We start from the raw sequence: 14,367 nt of genomic DNA, 5'->3' as shown, positions 1-14,367 counted from the left end.
CAAACCCAACCAGCAAGCAACCGCCCGCGGATCGAAGCAAAATTCCAAAGTGGACGAACAAAGGCGGCCGCTTCGCCGTGGGGCGGATCGTCCCGCCCCCGCTCCCGGTCGCGACCAGCCGCACAGTCCGGCCGCCTACTGCTGCGGGTTCGCAGGGTCCGGGGGGTTGCCTTCGAGGAGTTTCGCGGCTATCGCTTCCTCGAGGAGGTGTTGGTCTTTCGCGATCAGGCCTTCGAATTCGAGCTTCTCGCCGTCCCGCTCGATGCTCACCCTGCGGGCTTTTGCCTGGTCGAAGCGGGCGACCAGCATCTTCGCGAAGGCAGCCGCTGCGTCAGGTTCGCCAGGCGCTCCGGGGTTCCTCGGGTAGGTCGAAACCGACCTGCCAGCGGGCCATCTCGTAAACCTTCCGCAGCTCGGGATCTCGTTCTTCCACACGGTAGCCGATCGATCACGCTACGGTGGGCGGTTCGCTACTGCTCGGCTTCGTCGGCGAAGAGGTTGGCGAGGTCGCGGGTGAGGCTGATCGCGCGGCGCGTCCAGGCCGGTGTCGCTCCCGCGAGGCCGCAGGTCGGGGTCGGCACGCTGCGCTCGGCCAGCGCCCGGCGGGCGAAGCCGAGACGGGAGGCCAGGTCGAACGCGGGTTGGGCGACTCGGCGGAGGCGGGCTTCGCCCGTCGGCGCCGTGCTCGGGACCAGCCCGAGGAACAACGTGGTGCCCTCTTCCCATGCCTCGCCCAGTTCGTCGGCGAACGAACCGGACACGTCACCGAGCCTGGTGGCATCCAGCGCGATAGCCCCGGCGCCGGCCCGGCGCAGCAACGCGACCGGCGGGCGGACCGCGCAACAGTGCACCACGACCGGCGAACCCGTTGCGGCCGCGAGATTCTCGATCATCTCGGCCAGCACGCGTTGCGCGTCCGGTTCCGGGACCGCGGGCACCTTGCCGTAACCGGAGGGCGTGGGCAGTGATCCCGCCAGCACCGCGGGCAACGACGGCTCGTCGAGCTGGACGACGACCCTGGCGCCGGTGCGAGCGGCGACCTGTTCGGCGTGCGCGATCAGGCCTTCGGTCAGCGACTCCGCGAAGTCGCGCAGCGCGCCCTGGTCGGTCAGCACCCGGTGTCCGCGGTGCAGCTCGATCCCGGCCGACAGCGTCCACGGGCCCGCCGCCTGTACCTTCACCGCCCGCGGAGCGCCCGCTTCGGCGGCCGCTTGCTCCACGGCGTCCAGGTCCCAGCGCATCAGGTCGATGGCGCGCTGGTGGTCCCGGCCGGGGCGGGACGCGACCCGGTAGCCCGACGGCACCACTTCGACGGCGAGGTCCACCAGCAGCCCGGCGGTGCGGCCGAGGATGTCGGCGCCGACGCCGCGCCCCGGCAGCTCCGGGAAGGGCGTCAGGTCGGGCAGTTCGCCGACGACCGTGCGCGCCGCCTCGACCGGATCGGCCCCGGGCATCGATCCGATGGCGGTGGCGATCGTAGGGCCCCAAGGTGCGTCACTCACCCCGCCATTATCGACAGCCCACCGCGCGCCGCCCGACGGGGCGCAGCCAACGCGGCTCAGGGCCCGCGAACGTGTTCGGGCATTATCGAGCCCAGCAGCACTCACGGGCGCCGACCAGGCGAAACGGCGGCTCCGATCAGCCGGCGAACTGGTCGCGCAGGACGCGTTTGAGGAGTTTGCCCGAGCTGTTGCGCGGCAGGTCGTCGACGAAGCGGATCTCCTTCGGCACCTTGAAGCCGGCCAGGCTGCCGCGCGCGTGCTCCAGCAGTTCCGCCTCCGTCACCTCGGCCTTGGCGACCACCACCGCCGCGATGTGCTCGATCCACTTCGGATCGGGCACCGCGATCACCGCCACCTCGGCCACCGCCGGGTGCGTGTACAGCGCGTCCTCCACCTCGCGGGATGCGACCAGCACGCCACCGGTGTTGATCACGTCCTTGATCCGGTCGACGACGAAGCAGTAGCCCTCCGAGTCGCGTCGCACCAGGTCGCCGGAGTGGAACCAGCCGCCGCGGAACGCCTCGGCGGTCTCCGCCGGCTTGTCCCAGTACCCGGTGCACAGCTGCGGCGACCGGTAGACGATCTCGCCCAACTCCCCCGGCGCGACCTCCTCACCCTGCTCGTCGACGACCTTCGCCTCCACGAACAGCACGGGCCGCCCGGCGGAATCCGGCCGCTCGTCGTGCTCCTCCGGGCGCAGCACCGTCGCAAGTGGAGCGATCTCGGACTGCCCGAAGCAGTTGTAGAACCCCAGCTCCGGCAGCTGATCGCGCAACCGCTGCAGCACCGGCCCGGGCATGATCGAGGCGCCGTAGTAGGCCTTGCGCAGCGACTTCAGGTCGCGGGTGGCGAAGTCGGCGTGGTTGGCCAGCGCCACCCAAACCGTTGGCGCGGCGAAGAACGCGCTGATCCGCTCCTCCTCGATCCGCCGCAGGATGTCTCCCGGCTCCGGCTGTTCCACCAGGACGTTGGTGGAGCCGATCATCAGCTGCGGCAGGAGGAACACGTGCATCTGCGCCGAGTGGTACAGCGGCATCACGTGCAGCGGCAGGTCGTCTTCGCGGAAGTCCAGCGCGACCGCGCAGGACACGTACTCGTGCAGCAGCGCGCGATGCGTCATCATCGCGCCCTTGGGCTGCGAGGTCGTGCCCGAGGTATAGAGAAGCTGGACCAGCGCATCGTCGGCGACGGCGACGTCTAACCTCGGCAGCGGGCCGTCGATGCACTGCGCCAGCAGCGAATCCGCGCCGTCGCGCAACGGGATCACGCGCTCGACCGACGTGCCGGGACGGGCTTCGGCAAGCTTGTCGGCCAAGGCAGGATCAACCAACGCGATGCTGCTGCCCGACTGCTCCAGCAGGTAACCCAGCTCGCCCGAGGTCAGGTTGTAGTTGATCGGCACATGCACCAGGCCTGCCCGCGCACAGGCAAGGAATCCGATCAGGTAAACATCGGAGTTCTTGCCGTAAGCCGCGATCCGGTCGCCCTGGTTCGCCCCGGCGGCCAGCAGCACCCCGGCGGCACGGGTGACCGCAGCATCGAGTTCGGCATAGGTCCAAACCCATTCCTGCCCAACACTGTCGACGAACCGCAGCGCCTCTCGGTCGGGGACTCGTGCGGCGCTGCGCCGCAACACGTCTGCGACTGTGCTGGCCCGAAGATCGAGCACACGACCTCCACAGTTCACGATGCCTGGTGTGGTGCCAGACACTAGCCGCGAACCGCGCTACGCACTAGACCGTCAGCGGCACCACAACTCGCGCAGCGCGTCGTTGACGACATCGGGCCGCTGGCTGTGCGGCCAGTGCGACGCGCCCGGCACCTGCAGGTGATCGGCGTTGATGCGCCGCGCTGTCACGCGCGCGCACTCCATGATCGGCTCGCCGCCGTGCTCGCGGTACGCCCGCGGAGCCTCGTCCCAGGTCCCCGTGACCACGCTCATCGGCCAGGGCGCCGCAGCGAGGAGTTCGACCCGGATCCGCGCTCCCCAAGCAGGAATCTCGCGCAACGCGGTACGCGTCGCCCGCACGAGCTCCGTCGTCACCGGCGGCGCTTCCAAGCCCACGGACTCGTAATTGAGCCGAACTAGGTCCTCGTCGGACAGTTCCGGCGGCACCGACGCGATCGCGTCCCGGTTGCGCTCCAACGCCGCAGCGACCAACGGCGCATCCGCAGCGATCTGGAAGCAAGCCGGCTCAATTAACGTCAGGGAAAGGACCGAATCCGGGTTCCGCAAAGCTGCCAACATCGCGACCACGCCGCCGGAAGAGTGCCCGACCAAGTGCGCTCCGCCGTCGAGCAACTCCGCGATGTCGTCGGCGTCCTGCTCGTAGTCGCTGCGTTCGACGTCCGGGCTGCCCCCGTAGCCCCGACGATCCGGGAGAACGATCCGGAATTCGCCGGCCAGCGGGAGTTGGGCACCGAACCCGAAAAGCTCGTGCGCGGCCCAGGTGCCCGAACCGTGCACGAGGACCGCACGCGCTCCTGCACCCGTTTCCGCGACATGCAGTGAAGTCATGCGTACATTCTGTCGATGCGCAGAGGTGCTGTCACTTGGCCAACGCGGCAATCGCCGCTTCCAGGGCGGCGTCGCGGAATTCCTCAGGCGGCCCTTCGGTTGTCGCGCAGTCCTGCAACCCGCCGATCGCGACGGTCACCCGAGCGATCTGCGCCGGTGATGCGTCGGGGCCGACCAGCAATGCGTAAACGCGGTTGCGCCAGGCAAGCATCTGCTGCATCAGATCGAGCTGCGCCAACGCCGAGACGTCCCGCAGGACCAGCTCGAAGACCTGCCGGTACCGCAGGACCACGTCGAAGTAGTCGGCGAGGAACTGGCGCGGATCGACCTCCGCGGCCGCCTCGCGGTCCGCCAGCAGGCCCTCGATCTCGTCGACGAACGGTTGCACGATGCCGCGCATCAGGTCCGCCTTGGACGGGAAGTGGTAGTACAGCGCGGCTTTGGTGATGCCGAGCCGCTCGGCGACCTCCCGCAGGCTCGTCTTCTCGAACCCCTGGCGGGCGAACAGCTCCGCGGCGACCGCGCGGATCTCCGCCCTGGTGTCGACCCGTGTCCTCGGCATCGGCGTCCTCCTTTTAGCGGATCCTACTGCTTGCCGACCGGTAAGTTACTTGCCGACCGGTAAGTAGGCGGGCTAGCTTGGCCCCATGACGAAGAACATCCTGATCTCCGGCGCCAGCATCGCCGGGCCAGCGCTGGCGTTCTGGCTGCGCAAGCACGGTTTCAACCCGACCGTGGTGGAGCGCGCACCCGCGATGCGCGACGGCGGCTACGCCGTCGACGTGCGCGGCGCGGCGATCGAGGTGGCCGAGCGGATGGGCATCCTGGCCGACCTGCGGGAGGCCCGCACCGGCATGCGGGGCATGACTGTCGTCGGTGCGGCGGGCCGGTCGGTGGCCGAAGTCCGCATGGACGAACTGTTCGGCGGCGAACACGACATCGAGGTCATGCGCGGCACGCTCACCCGGATCCTGCACGAGCGCACCAGCGGCACCGAGTACCTCTTCGGCGACTCCATCACCGCCATCGACCAGAGCTCCGACGGCGTTCGCGTGACCTTCGAGCACCACGAGCCGCGCGAGTTCGACCTCGTGGTCGGCACCGATGGGCTGCACTCCAACGTCCGGCGGCTGGCGTTCGGCCCGGAGCCCGGCTTCCGCCGCTACCTCGGCTATCACGTCTCGATCTTCAGCACCGACAACTTCCTCGACCTGGACCGCTGGACCACGATCCGCAACACGCCCGGCAGGGTGGCGGGCTTGTACCGGGCGCGAACCGACACCGGGGCGAAGGCGATCCTCGGCTTCAAATCACCGGAACTGCGCTTCGACCCCAGCGACCCGCAGACCCAGATCGCCTTGCTGGACAAGGCCTTCGCCGACGAGGGCTGGATCGCGCCCCGCCTGCTCGACGCCGCCCGCCGCGCACCGGACTTCTACTTCGACTCGATCACCCAGATCCGCCTCGACGACTGGACGCGCGGACGCGTGGTGCTAGTCGGCGACGCGGGCTACTGCCCGTCCCCGCTGTCCGGCCAGGGCTCCAGCCTCGCGCTGGTCGGAGCCTACGTGCTGGCCGGCGAACTGCTCGCCGCCGGTGGCGACCACCGCACCGCGTTCCGCCGCTACGAGGCGGAAATGCGGAACTACGTCACGCTGAACCAGAAGATCGCGACGAACGGTGCGAAAACGCTGATCCCGAAGACCGCCACCAGCCTGTGGCTTCGCAACCAGGCGTTCCGCCTGATGCGTTACCTGCCCCGGACCAGCGGCCTGCCCAAGGAAATCCAGCACGCCGCCAACGCGATCAGCCTTCGCGACTACGCACCGGCGTGACCGAGGAGCGGCGCGAGGGCGCGGGCCGGGAAGAACCCACCTCGGGTGAAGTCGGCGCGCTAGCGGGTGGCGGAGATGAGTCCGCTGCCGAGGACGAGGTCTCCCGCGGCGTCCGGGCGGTAGAGGACGACCGCCTGCCCCGGAGCGACACCGCGCAGCGGCTGGCGGAGCTGGACCCGGATGCCGTCCTCGTCGGCCTCGGCGACCGCCTCGGCCGTGCCGCCGTGGGCCCGGACCTGGATCACGCATTCCGTCGGGCCGTCCAACGGCCGCTCGGACGGCCAGATGGGCCGCTTCGCGTCGATCTCGCTGACCGACAGCCGATCCGCCGAACCGACCTGGACGGTCCCGGACACCGGCTCCAGCGAAAGCACGTAGCGCGGGCGGCCGTCCGAGGCCGGGGCGTCGATGCCGAGCCCCTTGCGCTGGCCCACGGTGAACCCGTGCACGCCGGTGTGCTCGCCGAGCACCGCGCCGGTTTCGGCGTCCACCAGCTTGCCCGGCGTCTGCCCGAGCTTGGTCTCCAGGAACTTCTTGGTGTCGCCGTCCGGGATGAAGCAGATGTCGTGGCTGTCCGGTTTCTTGGCCACCGCCAGGTCCTGCTCGGCGGCCTCGACGCGCACCTCGGACTTCAGCGAGTCGCCGAGCGGGAACATCGAGTGCCGCAGCTGCTCCGCGGTCAGTGAGGCCAGCACGTAGGACTGGTCCTTGCCTTCGTCCCGGCTGCGCCGCAGCTCCGGCACATCGTCCACGATGGACAGCCTGGCGTAGTGCCCGGTGCAGACCGCGTCGAAGCCCAGCGCGATGGCCTTCTCCAGCAGCGCCTCGAACTTGATCTTCTCGTTGCAGGTCAGGCAAGGGTTCGGGGTGCGGCCCGCGGCGTACTCGCCGACGAAGTGAACCGCTCCGCGAAGTCCCACACGTAGAACGGGATGCCCAGCAGGTCTGCGGCGCGGCGGGCGTCCCGGGAGTCTTCGATGGTGCAGCACCCGCGGGCGCCGGTGCGCAGCGTGCCGGGCTTCGCCGACAGAGCCAGGTGCACGCCGACCACGTCGTGGCCCGCCGCGACCGCTCGGGCGGCGGCGACGGCGGAATCGACCCCGCCGCTCATGGCTGCCAGTACTCGCACGCTCACACCTCCGTGGCGGCGGTCGTCGACCCCGCCGAAGATCGGCGCAACCCGGGCAGGCCGGCGCTACGCGCTCGTTGCACCACCGGCCCGATCGCCTCGGTGAGTGCCTGTACATCGGCCGCGGTCGAGGTGTGCCCCAGCGAGAAGCGCAGCGACCCGCGCGCGGCCTTCGGATCCGCCCCCATCGCCAGCAGCACGTGGCTGGGCTCCGAGACCCCCGCCGTGCAGGCGGAGCCGGTGGAGCACTCGATCCCCTTGGCATCCAACAACATCAGCAGGCTGTCGCCCTCGCAGCCGGGGAACGTGAAGTGCGCGTTGCCGGGCAACCGGGACGGTCCACCGCCCACGACGTCGTGCCCCGGATCGCCGTTGAGCACCGCGTCCGGCACCACGGCGCGCACGCCGGTGATCAGCTCGTCGCGCAGCTTGGCCAACTGCGGCGCCTGCGATTCGCGCGCATCGACCGCCTCGCGCACGGCCGACGCCAACCCCAGCACACCAGGGGTGTCGAGGGTCCCGGACCGCACCTCGCGCTCCTGGCCGCCGCCGTGCAACACCGGAGTGCACTTGACGTCCCGCGACAGCAGCAGCACGCCGACCCCGTACGGGCCGCCGACCTTGTGGCCGGTCATGGTCAATGCCGCGACCCCGGAGGCCGCGAAGTCCACCGGCAGCGTCTCGACGGCCTGCACGGCATCGGTGTGCAGCGGCACCCCGCAGCGGTCGGCGATCGCGGCCAGCTCCGAAATCGCGTTGACGGTGCCGACCTCGTTGTTGGCCCACATGACGGTGGCCAACGCCACGTCGTCCGGGTTCTCCGCGAGAGCCGCCCCGAACACCTCCGGGCGCACCCGGCCGTCCGAGTCGGCCGCCAGCCAAGTCACCTCGGCGCCCTCGTGCTTGGCCAGCCACTCGACGGCGTCCAGCACCGCGTGGTGCTCGACGGTCGAGGCGAGGACGCGGCGCCGGGTGGGATCCGCGGCCCGACGCGCCCAGAAGATCCCCTTGACCGCCAAGTTGTCGCTCTCGGTCCCGCCCGCGGTGAACAGCACCTCCGACGGCCGGGCCCCCAGCGCATCGGCGATGTCCTCCCGCGACTCCTCCACCGCGCGGCGTGCCCGGCGACCCGAGGTGTGCAGGGACGAGGCGTTGCCGATCCTGGTCAACGCCTCGCTCATAGCTGCGACCGCCCCTGGCCGCATCGGTGTCGTGGCAGCGTGGTCGAGGTAAGTCATCGCGCTGTCCAGGGTAATGCAGCCGCCCTGGCGGCCACCCCTCGGTCCGGCGGAAGGCGCAGGTCAGGACGTTTGCGCACGGCCGGAGCGGACGAGCAGCAAAGCGGCCAGCACGGCACCGACCAGCAGCGGCAGATCCAGCGGCAGGACTCCCCTGGTCGGCGCGGGCCCGGTGGCCAGCGCGGCGACCGCGACGCCGCCGAGCCCGACCAGCGAGGCCTAGCCCAGAGCGCGACGATGAGCACCCCGCCGCCGAGCCCTGCAGCACACGGGCGACGAGCAGCACCAGGATGCTGTGCGCAGCGGCGACGATCAGCCCGACGGCGAACGTCGGCAGCGCGAGCAGCCGCGGAAGCGCGGGCCCGCGCCGATCCGCCTGCCTCCCGCCGAGCACCGTGCCGATCGCGCTGGCCGCCAGGAGCACCCGAAAACACTCACGGGTGTCATGCGGCGAGGTCGTGTGCGCTGCGGTGCTCCGGCGAAGCCTGGTGGCCCGGCGAAGCACCGGTGGCCGCAGCAATCGCGGACTGGGCCTGCTCGGCCAGCTCCCGGCGGTCGGTGCCGAACAGCTCGGGCAACACCACCAGTTCCACGACCAGGTCCCGCATCCGCGCCACCGCGAGGACCGAATCGACCAGCGTGGCATCGCCCAGGAACGCCGCCGCAGTGGTCGGCTCGCCGGCCTCGGTCCGGAAGAGCAGCGCAACCGGCTGCATCCGCACATCCGCATCCACCGCGGCCTGGAAGACGGCGGGCCGGAACCGCCCGGAAGCCCGCCCGCACCAGGTCGTCCCCTCCGGGAAGGCACCGATCACGGCCCCGGCGCGCAACCCGTCGGCGATCGTCCGCACGGCGCCGGGCAGCGCCGACAGCCGGTCGCGATCGATGTAAACGGTGCCGGCCCGCCCGGCGAGCGACCCCAGCAGCGGCCAGGACCGGACCTCGACCTTCGCCAGCATCCGCATCGGGTGAAACGCCTGGAGCGCCACGACGTCCAGCCACGAAACGTGGTTGCAGACCACCAGCGCGCCGCCCGGCGGAATCCACTCCTCAAACACGAGGCCGACTCCCAGCACGCGCAACAGCATCCGGAACCACGTCCGAAACGCCCGATCCCGCCAAGCCGTCGCCAGCACCGACAGCGCCAGCCCGAGGACGCACCCGACCAGCAACAATCCGACGGTGCCGCCCAGCCGCAGCACCAGCCGGGGCAGCCCCACCTCCGCCTGCTTGTCGCGCGGCGGAAGGCAACCCGGCCCGCACGGCGACGTGGGCGTCCACTGGTTCATGCCGCATCGCCCAGGAAGAAGCGCAGGTACCGCTGATCGGCACGCTTGAGGTCCAGGAGCACGAAGTAGTCGGCCACGCCGAAGTCCGGATCGTGTGCCGGCGGCCCGCATACCTGAGCACCAAGCCGCAAATACCCCTTGAGCAGCGGCGGCATCGGCGCACGTCCGGTGACCTCGAACGACTCCCAAGGCCGGTACGGGCGCACCCGCTGTTCCTCCGGCGCGTAGTGCTTCGCCGACACCGTGTTCCACACGTGCGCCGCCTGAACACCTCCGTCGTCCAGCGGCACCGAAGCGCAACCCGCGAGCATGGTGTGACCGTGCAGCAGCATGTACCGCGCGATCCCGGTCCACACCAGACTGACGACGGCGCCGTTGCGGTGGTCCGGGTGCACGCACGACCGCCCGGTCTCCACCAGCGAGGGGCGCAGCGGGTCGAGCGCCGAAAGGTCGAACTCGGTTTCCGAATAGAGCATTCCGGCTGCCTTCGCCCGCTCCGGCGGCAGCATCCGGTAGGTCCCGACCACCGCGCCGGAGCGGTCGTCCCGGACGATCAGGTGGTCGCAGTAGTCGTCGAAGGAATCCCGGTCGACGCCGAATTCGCGACCGGTGACCGTGGCCCCCATCTCCTCGGCGAACACCTGGTAGCGCAGGCGTTGCGCGGCGTGCACTTCGTGGGAGTCTCTGGCGACCAGCAGCGAGTAGTGGGCGTCGGCCGCCGCACTCGGTGCGGCGCTGGCCAGCAGCTGCGTCTCGGACATGCCGCAGGTGTATCGCCGCGCGGCGAACGCCCAACACACCAGCCGATGACACGGAGCAGGAACTTTCGGTGAATCCCAGGTGCGGCTCCAGATCATTGCCCCGAACGGTCGTCTGGAACCCCACCCAACAGCACAGCACCCCGGCCCGCGGCTCCTGCCGCGCGACCGGGGTCGCTGTCGCCCCATCCTCCCCGACCGTTTGGGGAGCCGGCGGCGGAACCTACTGGCTGACGTGCGCGGTCGCGCGCTCGATGATCGACGACGGGCTGGGCTGGGTGGCCATCTCCTCGCTCACCTCGCGAGCCGCTGCTCGGAACGCGGGCTCGGTAAGCAGCCGCTCGGCCATCGACCGCACCGTGGCGACGTCCACAGTGGCCGGATCGTGGGACAGCCCGACGCCCCGGTCCACCACCCGCTGCGCGGACATCGGATTGTCCGCGAAGGCGGTGGTGCCGGAACCGCCGTGGTGGACCATCAGCGAAGCGGTCGGCAAGAACGTCGACAGCGGGAGGAAGCCGACGGAGCGCACGTTGGCCGGCAGCGTCCCGAGGTCGGCGAGATCGGTCTTGCCGGCCGCCAGGATCACCTCCACGTCGAGCGCACCGAGCGCCTCGATCACCACGGACAGGCTGCTGATGCCGGACAAGATCGGCACCACGGTCCCGAGCGTGACGCCGACCCGCGGCCGCTCCGGCCGCCGCAGAGCCCACTCCGGAACCACCGCGCCGCCGTTGAACGGCACGAACCGCATCGACCACCAGGGGACGCCGTCCTCCTTGTCCGGCTCGTCGCCGACCAGCCCGCCCATGCTGGGCGCCCGCGGATCGATCCGCGCGATCACCCGCGGCCAACCGTCGGAAATGCCCAGCTTGTCGCGCAGCGCGAGGGTGATCTCGTCGTTCTCGTAGAAATTGCGCCCGTCCCGGAAATCCCTGTCCCTCGACGACCACGAGACGCGGTTGCCCACCTCCAGCACCGGCACCCCGAGCGCCACCGCGGCCAGCCGCCCGGCCGCGTGGTCGGTGGTGTGGACGACGAGATCCGCGCCGAACGCCCGCCCGGCGTGGATGGTGCCTTCGGTCATCGTCAGCGTGAATAACCCGAACGGGCTGTCTGCCTGCGTGGCCTTCTCGTACGCCTCGGACATCCCCTCGGCCGCGCCGAGCCGCTCGAACTCCGGCGACCTTTCCCCCGAATTGATCCCGCGCAGCAGCGCGTCCCACACGTCGTGCTCCGGGAACACGTCGACTACGGGCAACCCGGCGCGTGCGCCGACATCGGTCATCTCGGCGGTGGTGGCGACCAGAACTTCGTGCCCGGCAGCCCGGGCCGCCCAGATCAACGGGACGATCGGCAACATAAGCCCATAACCGGGCGCAGCAGTGAAGAGGATTCGCACGTCGGCCGAGCATGCCAGCCTCACCGACACCCCGCACCCGATTTTCAACTCCCCGCGAGCAAGGGAACCTTCCTGTGCCCCCGCACCTCAGCCCGAAGCAAGGAAACCTTCCTGCCACCGTCGCGGCGTCTCCCCGATCCGCCGCCGGTTAGATTCCGGGGTATGCAGCGAACGACCGACCGCGTCGACCTCTACACCGACGGCGCATGCAGCGGCAACCCCGGCCCCGGCGGCTGGGGCGTCGTGCTGCGCTACGGCGACCACGAGCGCGAGCTCTACGGCAAGGACGCCGCGACGACGAACAACAAGATGGAGCTCATGGCGGTCATCGAGGGCTTGGCCGCGCTGACGCGGCCGATGCCGACCGTGCGCATCTACACGGACAGCACGTACGTGCTCAAGGGCATCACGCAGTGGATGCACGGCTGGAAGCGCAACGGCTGGCTGACGTCCGCGAAGCAGCCGGTCAAGAACGCCGACCTGTGGCAGCGCCTGGACTCGGAATGTGCGCGCCACGGCGACGTGCAGTGGGAATGGGTGAAGGGGCACAACGGCCATCCGGAGAACGAGCGCGCCGACCGGCTCGCCTGCCAGGGCCGGGACGAAGCTCGCGTGGGTTGACGCGCAGAAGGCGGGCCGCACCTGGGTGCGGCCCGCCTTCTGCGTCAGATCAGCTCGGGCTCAGCCCTTGCGCTTGGTGATTTCCTCGGTGAGCTGCGGGACGACCTTGAACAGGTCGCCGACGACGCCGAAGTCGGCGATCTCGAAGATCGGGGCCTCGGCGTCCTTGTTCACCGCGACGATCGTCTTGGACGTCTGCATACCGGCCCGGTGCTGGATCGCACCGGAGATGCCCAACGCGATGTACAGCTGCGGGGACACGGTCTTACCGGTCTGCCCGACCTGGAACTGGTGCGGGTAATAACCGGAGTCCACCGCCGCACGCGACGCGCCCACCGCAGCACCCAGGCTGTCGGCCAGCTTCTCCACGACCTCGAACGACTCCGCCGAACCAACACCACGACCACCAGAAACCACGATCGAGGCCTCGGTGAGCTCCGGGCGGTCCCCCGCCTCGGCGGGCTGCCGACCGGTGATCTTCGCACCCGAAGCGGCCGGAACCTCCACCGACTCCACCGCGGCCGCACCCGCGGCCTGCTCGGGCTCGATCGCACCCGGCAGCACCGTGACGATCGGCGTGCCCTTGGTGACCTTCGCCTTGGCGTCGTAGGCGCCACCGAACAACGAGTGCGACCCCACACCGTCGGCGTCAAGGTCCACGACCTCCGACAGCAGACCCGAACCGATGCGGATCGCCAGCCGACCGGCGATCTCCTTGCCGTCGATCGACGCCGGCACCAGCACCGCCGCCGGGCCGGCGCTGCCCACCAGCGCGGCCAGCACGTCCACCTGCGGGGTCACCAGGAACTCCGAGGCCTCCGCGGACTCCGCCGCATACACCTTCGCCGCACCGTAAGCGGCCAGCGCATCGGTCAGCTTCCCAGCGGTGCCCGGCTCGCCCACCACGACCGCCGACGGCTCACCCAGCCGACGCGCCGCCGTCAGCAGCTCCAACGTGACCTTCTTGACCTCGCCGTCCACGTGATCGACGAGGACCAATACCTCAGCCATGAATCAATGCCTCCTCGAAAAACCGTGAACGACCCTCAGAGCAGCTTCTCGCCGGCCAGGAACTCGGCAACCCGCACGCCGCCCTCGCCCTCGTCGGTGACCTTCACACCACCGGACTTCGGCGGCTTCGGCGCCGACTCCACCACCTGCGAACCGGCGCTGGCCAGCCCCACCTCGCCCGCGTCGATACCGGCATCCGCCAGCGACAACACCGACACCGGCTTCTTCTTCGCGGCCATGATGCCCTTGAACGACGGGTACCGCGGCTCGTTGATCTTCTCCGTCACCGACACCACCGCCGGCAACGCCGCCCCGACATTCAGGATCCCCGCGTCGGTCTCCCGCTCGATCTTCACGCTCGAACCGTCGGTCTCGACCTTGCGGGCGAAGGTCAGCTGCGGCCAGCCCAGCACCTCGGCCACCATCGCCGGCACCGCACCGGTGCGGCCATCCGTGGCCTCGTTACCGGCGATCACCAGATCAACACCCTCGACAGTGCCGATCACCTTCGCCAGCGCACGCGCCGTGGCCGGCGCATCCGTGCCGTGCAGCGCCTCGTCCAACAAGTGCACCGCTTTGTCGGCACCCATCGACAGCGCCTTGCGGATCGCATCCGAGGCACGCTCCGGACCCATGCACACGACGGTCACCTCGCCGCCCTGGGCCTCCTTGATCAACAGCGCTTCCTCCACCGCGCGCTCGTTGATCTCATCCAACACCGCATCGGCCGACGCGCGGTCCAGGGTGTGATCCGCAGCAGACAGCTTCCGCTCGGAATACGTGTCGGGCACCTGCTTGACCAGGACGACGATGTTCATGGGCCCTCTTCGACCTCCTGCGGACAGACGACGCTCGCTGGTCCTCCAGCGGCTTTGCTTGCGGACCCGGCGCTGTGCAGTCCGGGTAGGTTGACCTTGCCACGCCATTGTGCGAAAAGCACAGTGACGCCAACCACCCAAAATGTTACTAGCCGGTAGTACCGGTGCAACCAGGCCCCGCACGTGACGGTACTCACCCCCGCAGGCGTCGAATACGCCAGGTTGCCGTGACGACATTTTCTGCCG

Annotated in this window: 13 protein-coding genes and 1 pseudogene; 2 read left to right on the top strand and 12 right to left on the bottom strand. The window is 70.0% G+C overall.

From position 1 onward, the window contains the following. Positions 1 to 135: 135 nt before the first annotated feature. The 5 genes from SSPN_RS56370 to SSPN_RS0101350 all read right to left on the bottom strand — a co-directional run bounded on the left by SSPN_RS56370 (position 136) and on the right by SSPN_RS0101350 (position 4,582). Positions 136 to 309 (bottom strand): hypothetical protein, encoded by a 174-nt coding sequence (locus tag SSPN_RS56370; protein WP_010305559.1) that lies wholly within the window; start codon positions 307 to 309, stop codon positions 136 to 138. A 161-nt stretch (positions 310 to 470) separates the two neighbouring features. Continuing rightward, complete coding sequence (locus tag SSPN_RS0101365) at positions 471 to 1,502, bottom strand: methionine synthase (protein ID WP_010305550.1); 1,032 nt, start codon at positions 1,500 to 1,502, stop codon at positions 471 to 473. Between the two features lie 136 nt (positions 1,503 to 1,638). Further along, positions 1,639 to 3,171, bottom strand: coding sequence for a fatty acyl-CoA synthetase (locus SSPN_RS0101360; RefSeq protein WP_010305545.1), 1,533 nt, complete (start codon positions 3,169 to 3,171; stop codon positions 1,639 to 1,641). A gap of 72 nt (positions 3,172 to 3,243) precedes the next feature. After that, positions 3,244 to 4,020 carry an alpha/beta fold hydrolase gene (locus SSPN_RS0101355; RefSeq protein WP_029534854.1) on the bottom strand — a complete coding sequence of 259 codons (777 nt, stop codon included), beginning with the start codon at positions 4,018 to 4,020 and terminating at the stop codon, positions 3,244 to 3,246. A gap of 31 nt (positions 4,021 to 4,051) precedes the next feature. Beyond that, positions 4,052 to 4,582: a TetR/AcrR family transcriptional regulator gene (locus tag SSPN_RS0101350; protein WP_010305538.1), complete on the bottom strand. Its 531-nt coding sequence runs from the start codon at positions 4,580 to 4,582 to the stop codon at positions 4,052 to 4,054. A gap of 85 nt (positions 4,583 to 4,667) precedes the next feature. Here SSPN_RS0101350 and SSPN_RS0101345 point away from each other — a divergent pair, with 85 nt between their 5' ends. After that, on the top strand, positions 4,668 to 5,855 hold the full coding sequence (locus SSPN_RS0101345) for an FAD-dependent monooxygenase (protein ID WP_010305532.1): 1,188 nt from the start codon (positions 4,668 to 4,670) through the stop codon (positions 5,853 to 5,855). A gap of 59 nt (positions 5,856 to 5,914) precedes the next feature. Here the strand turns inward: SSPN_RS0101345 and mnmA are convergent. From mnmA to SSPN_RS41975, 5 genes and pseudogenes are all read right to left on the bottom strand, one after another. Further along, positions 5,915 to 6,984: pseudogene (gene mnmA / locus SSPN_RS41980) on the bottom strand (tRNA 2-thiouridine(34) synthase MnmA). 2 nt (positions 6,985 to 6,986) lie between these two features. After that, positions 6,987 to 8,222, bottom strand: a complete 1,236-nt coding sequence (locus tag SSPN_RS0101335; RefSeq protein WP_029534853.1) for a cysteine desulfurase family protein — start codon at positions 8,220 to 8,222, stop codon at positions 6,987 to 6,989. A 443-nt stretch (positions 8,223 to 8,665) separates the two neighbouring features. Beyond that, complete coding sequence (locus SSPN_RS0101330; protein ID WP_010305524.1) at positions 8,666 to 9,511, bottom strand: lysophospholipid acyltransferase family protein; 846 nt, start codon at positions 9,509 to 9,511, stop codon at positions 8,666 to 8,668. Then, the gene (locus SSPN_RS0101325) at positions 9,508 to 10,272 is read right to left on the bottom strand and encodes a GNAT family N-acetyltransferase (protein ID WP_010305521.1); all 765 of its coding nucleotides are present in this window, start codon (positions 10,270 to 10,272) and stop codon (positions 9,508 to 9,510) included. Before SSPN_RS0101325 ends, SSPN_RS0101330 begins: the two co-directional genes overlap by 4 nt. A gap of 220 nt (positions 10,273 to 10,492) precedes the next feature. Further along, positions 10,493 to 11,632 (bottom strand): glycosyltransferase, encoded by a 1,140-nt coding sequence (locus SSPN_RS41975; RefSeq protein ID WP_010305518.1) that lies wholly within the window; start codon positions 11,630 to 11,632, stop codon positions 10,493 to 10,495. 201 nt (positions 11,633 to 11,833) lie between these two features. Between SSPN_RS41975 and rnhA the strand changes: the two genes are divergently transcribed. Continuing rightward, positions 11,834 to 12,292, top strand: coding sequence for a ribonuclease HI (gene rnhA, locus SSPN_RS0101315; protein ID WP_010305515.1), 459 nt, complete (start codon positions 11,834 to 11,836; stop codon positions 12,290 to 12,292). Positions 12,293 to 12,352: 60 nt separating this feature from the next. Here the strand turns inward: rnhA and SSPN_RS0101310 are convergent, their stop codons facing one another. Then, positions 12,353 to 13,303: an electron transfer flavoprotein subunit alpha/FixB family protein gene (locus SSPN_RS0101310; RefSeq protein WP_010305510.1), complete on the bottom strand. Its 951-nt coding sequence runs from the start codon at positions 13,301 to 13,303 to the stop codon at positions 12,353 to 12,355. Between the two features lie 35 nt (positions 13,304 to 13,338). Continuing rightward, a complete protein-coding gene (locus SSPN_RS0101305) occupies positions 13,339 to 14,121 on the bottom strand; it encodes an electron transfer flavoprotein subunit beta/FixA family protein (RefSeq protein ID WP_010305506.1) in 783 nt (260 codons plus the stop codon). Positions 14,122 to 14,367: the final 246 nt, after the last annotated feature.

It is taken from the genome of Saccharopolyspora spinosa NRRL 18395 (genome assembly GCF_000194155.1).
GTDB lineage: Bacteria > Actinomycetota > Actinomycetes > Mycobacteriales > Pseudonocardiaceae > Saccharopolyspora > Saccharopolyspora spinosa.
This window is presented reverse-complemented; position numbering and strand designations above follow the sequence as displayed.

Bases quoted from the DNA above. Each gene is read 5' to 3' on its own strand.
- SSPN_RS56370 (WP_010305559.1), bottom strand. From the start codon at position 309: ATGCTGGTCGCCCGCTTCGACCAGGCAAAAGCCCGCAGGGTGAGCATC.
- SSPN_RS0101355 (WP_029534854.1), bottom strand. From the start codon at position 4,020: ATGACTTCACTGCATGTCGCGGAAACGGGTGCAGGAGCGCGTGCGGTC.
- SSPN_RS0101350 (WP_010305538.1), bottom strand. From the start codon at position 4,582: ATGCCGAGGACACGGGTCGACACCAGGGCGGAGATCCGCGCGGTCGCC.
- SSPN_RS0101345 (WP_010305532.1), top strand. From the start codon at position 4,668: ATGACGAAGAACATCCTGATCTCCGGCGCCAGCATCGCCGGGCCAGCG.
- SSPN_RS0101335 (WP_029534853.1), bottom strand. From the start codon at position 8,222: ATGACTTACCTCGACCACGCTGCCACGACACCGATGCGGCCAGGGGCG.
- SSPN_RS0101330 (WP_010305524.1), bottom strand. From the start codon at position 9,511: ATGAACCAGTGGACGCCCACGTCGCCGTGCGGGCCGGGTTGCCTTCCG.
- SSPN_RS0101325 (WP_010305521.1), bottom strand. From the start codon at position 10,272: ATGTCCGAGACGCAGCTGCTGGCCAGCGCCGCACCGAGTGCGGCGGCC.
- SSPN_RS41975 (WP_010305518.1), bottom strand. From the start codon at position 11,632: ATGTTGCCGATCGTCCCGTTGATCTGGGCGGCCCGGGCTGCCGGGCAC.
- rnhA (WP_010305515.1), top strand. From the start codon at position 11,834: ATGCAGCGAACGACCGACCGCGTCGACCTCTACACCGACGGCGCATGC.
- SSPN_RS0101310 (WP_010305510.1), bottom strand. From the start codon at position 13,303: ATGGCTGAGGTATTGGTCCTCGTCGATCACGTGGACGGCGAGGTCAAG.
- SSPN_RS0101305 (WP_010305506.1), bottom strand. From the start codon at position 14,121: ATGAACATCGTCGTCCTGGTCAAGCAGGTGCCCGACACGTATTCCGAG.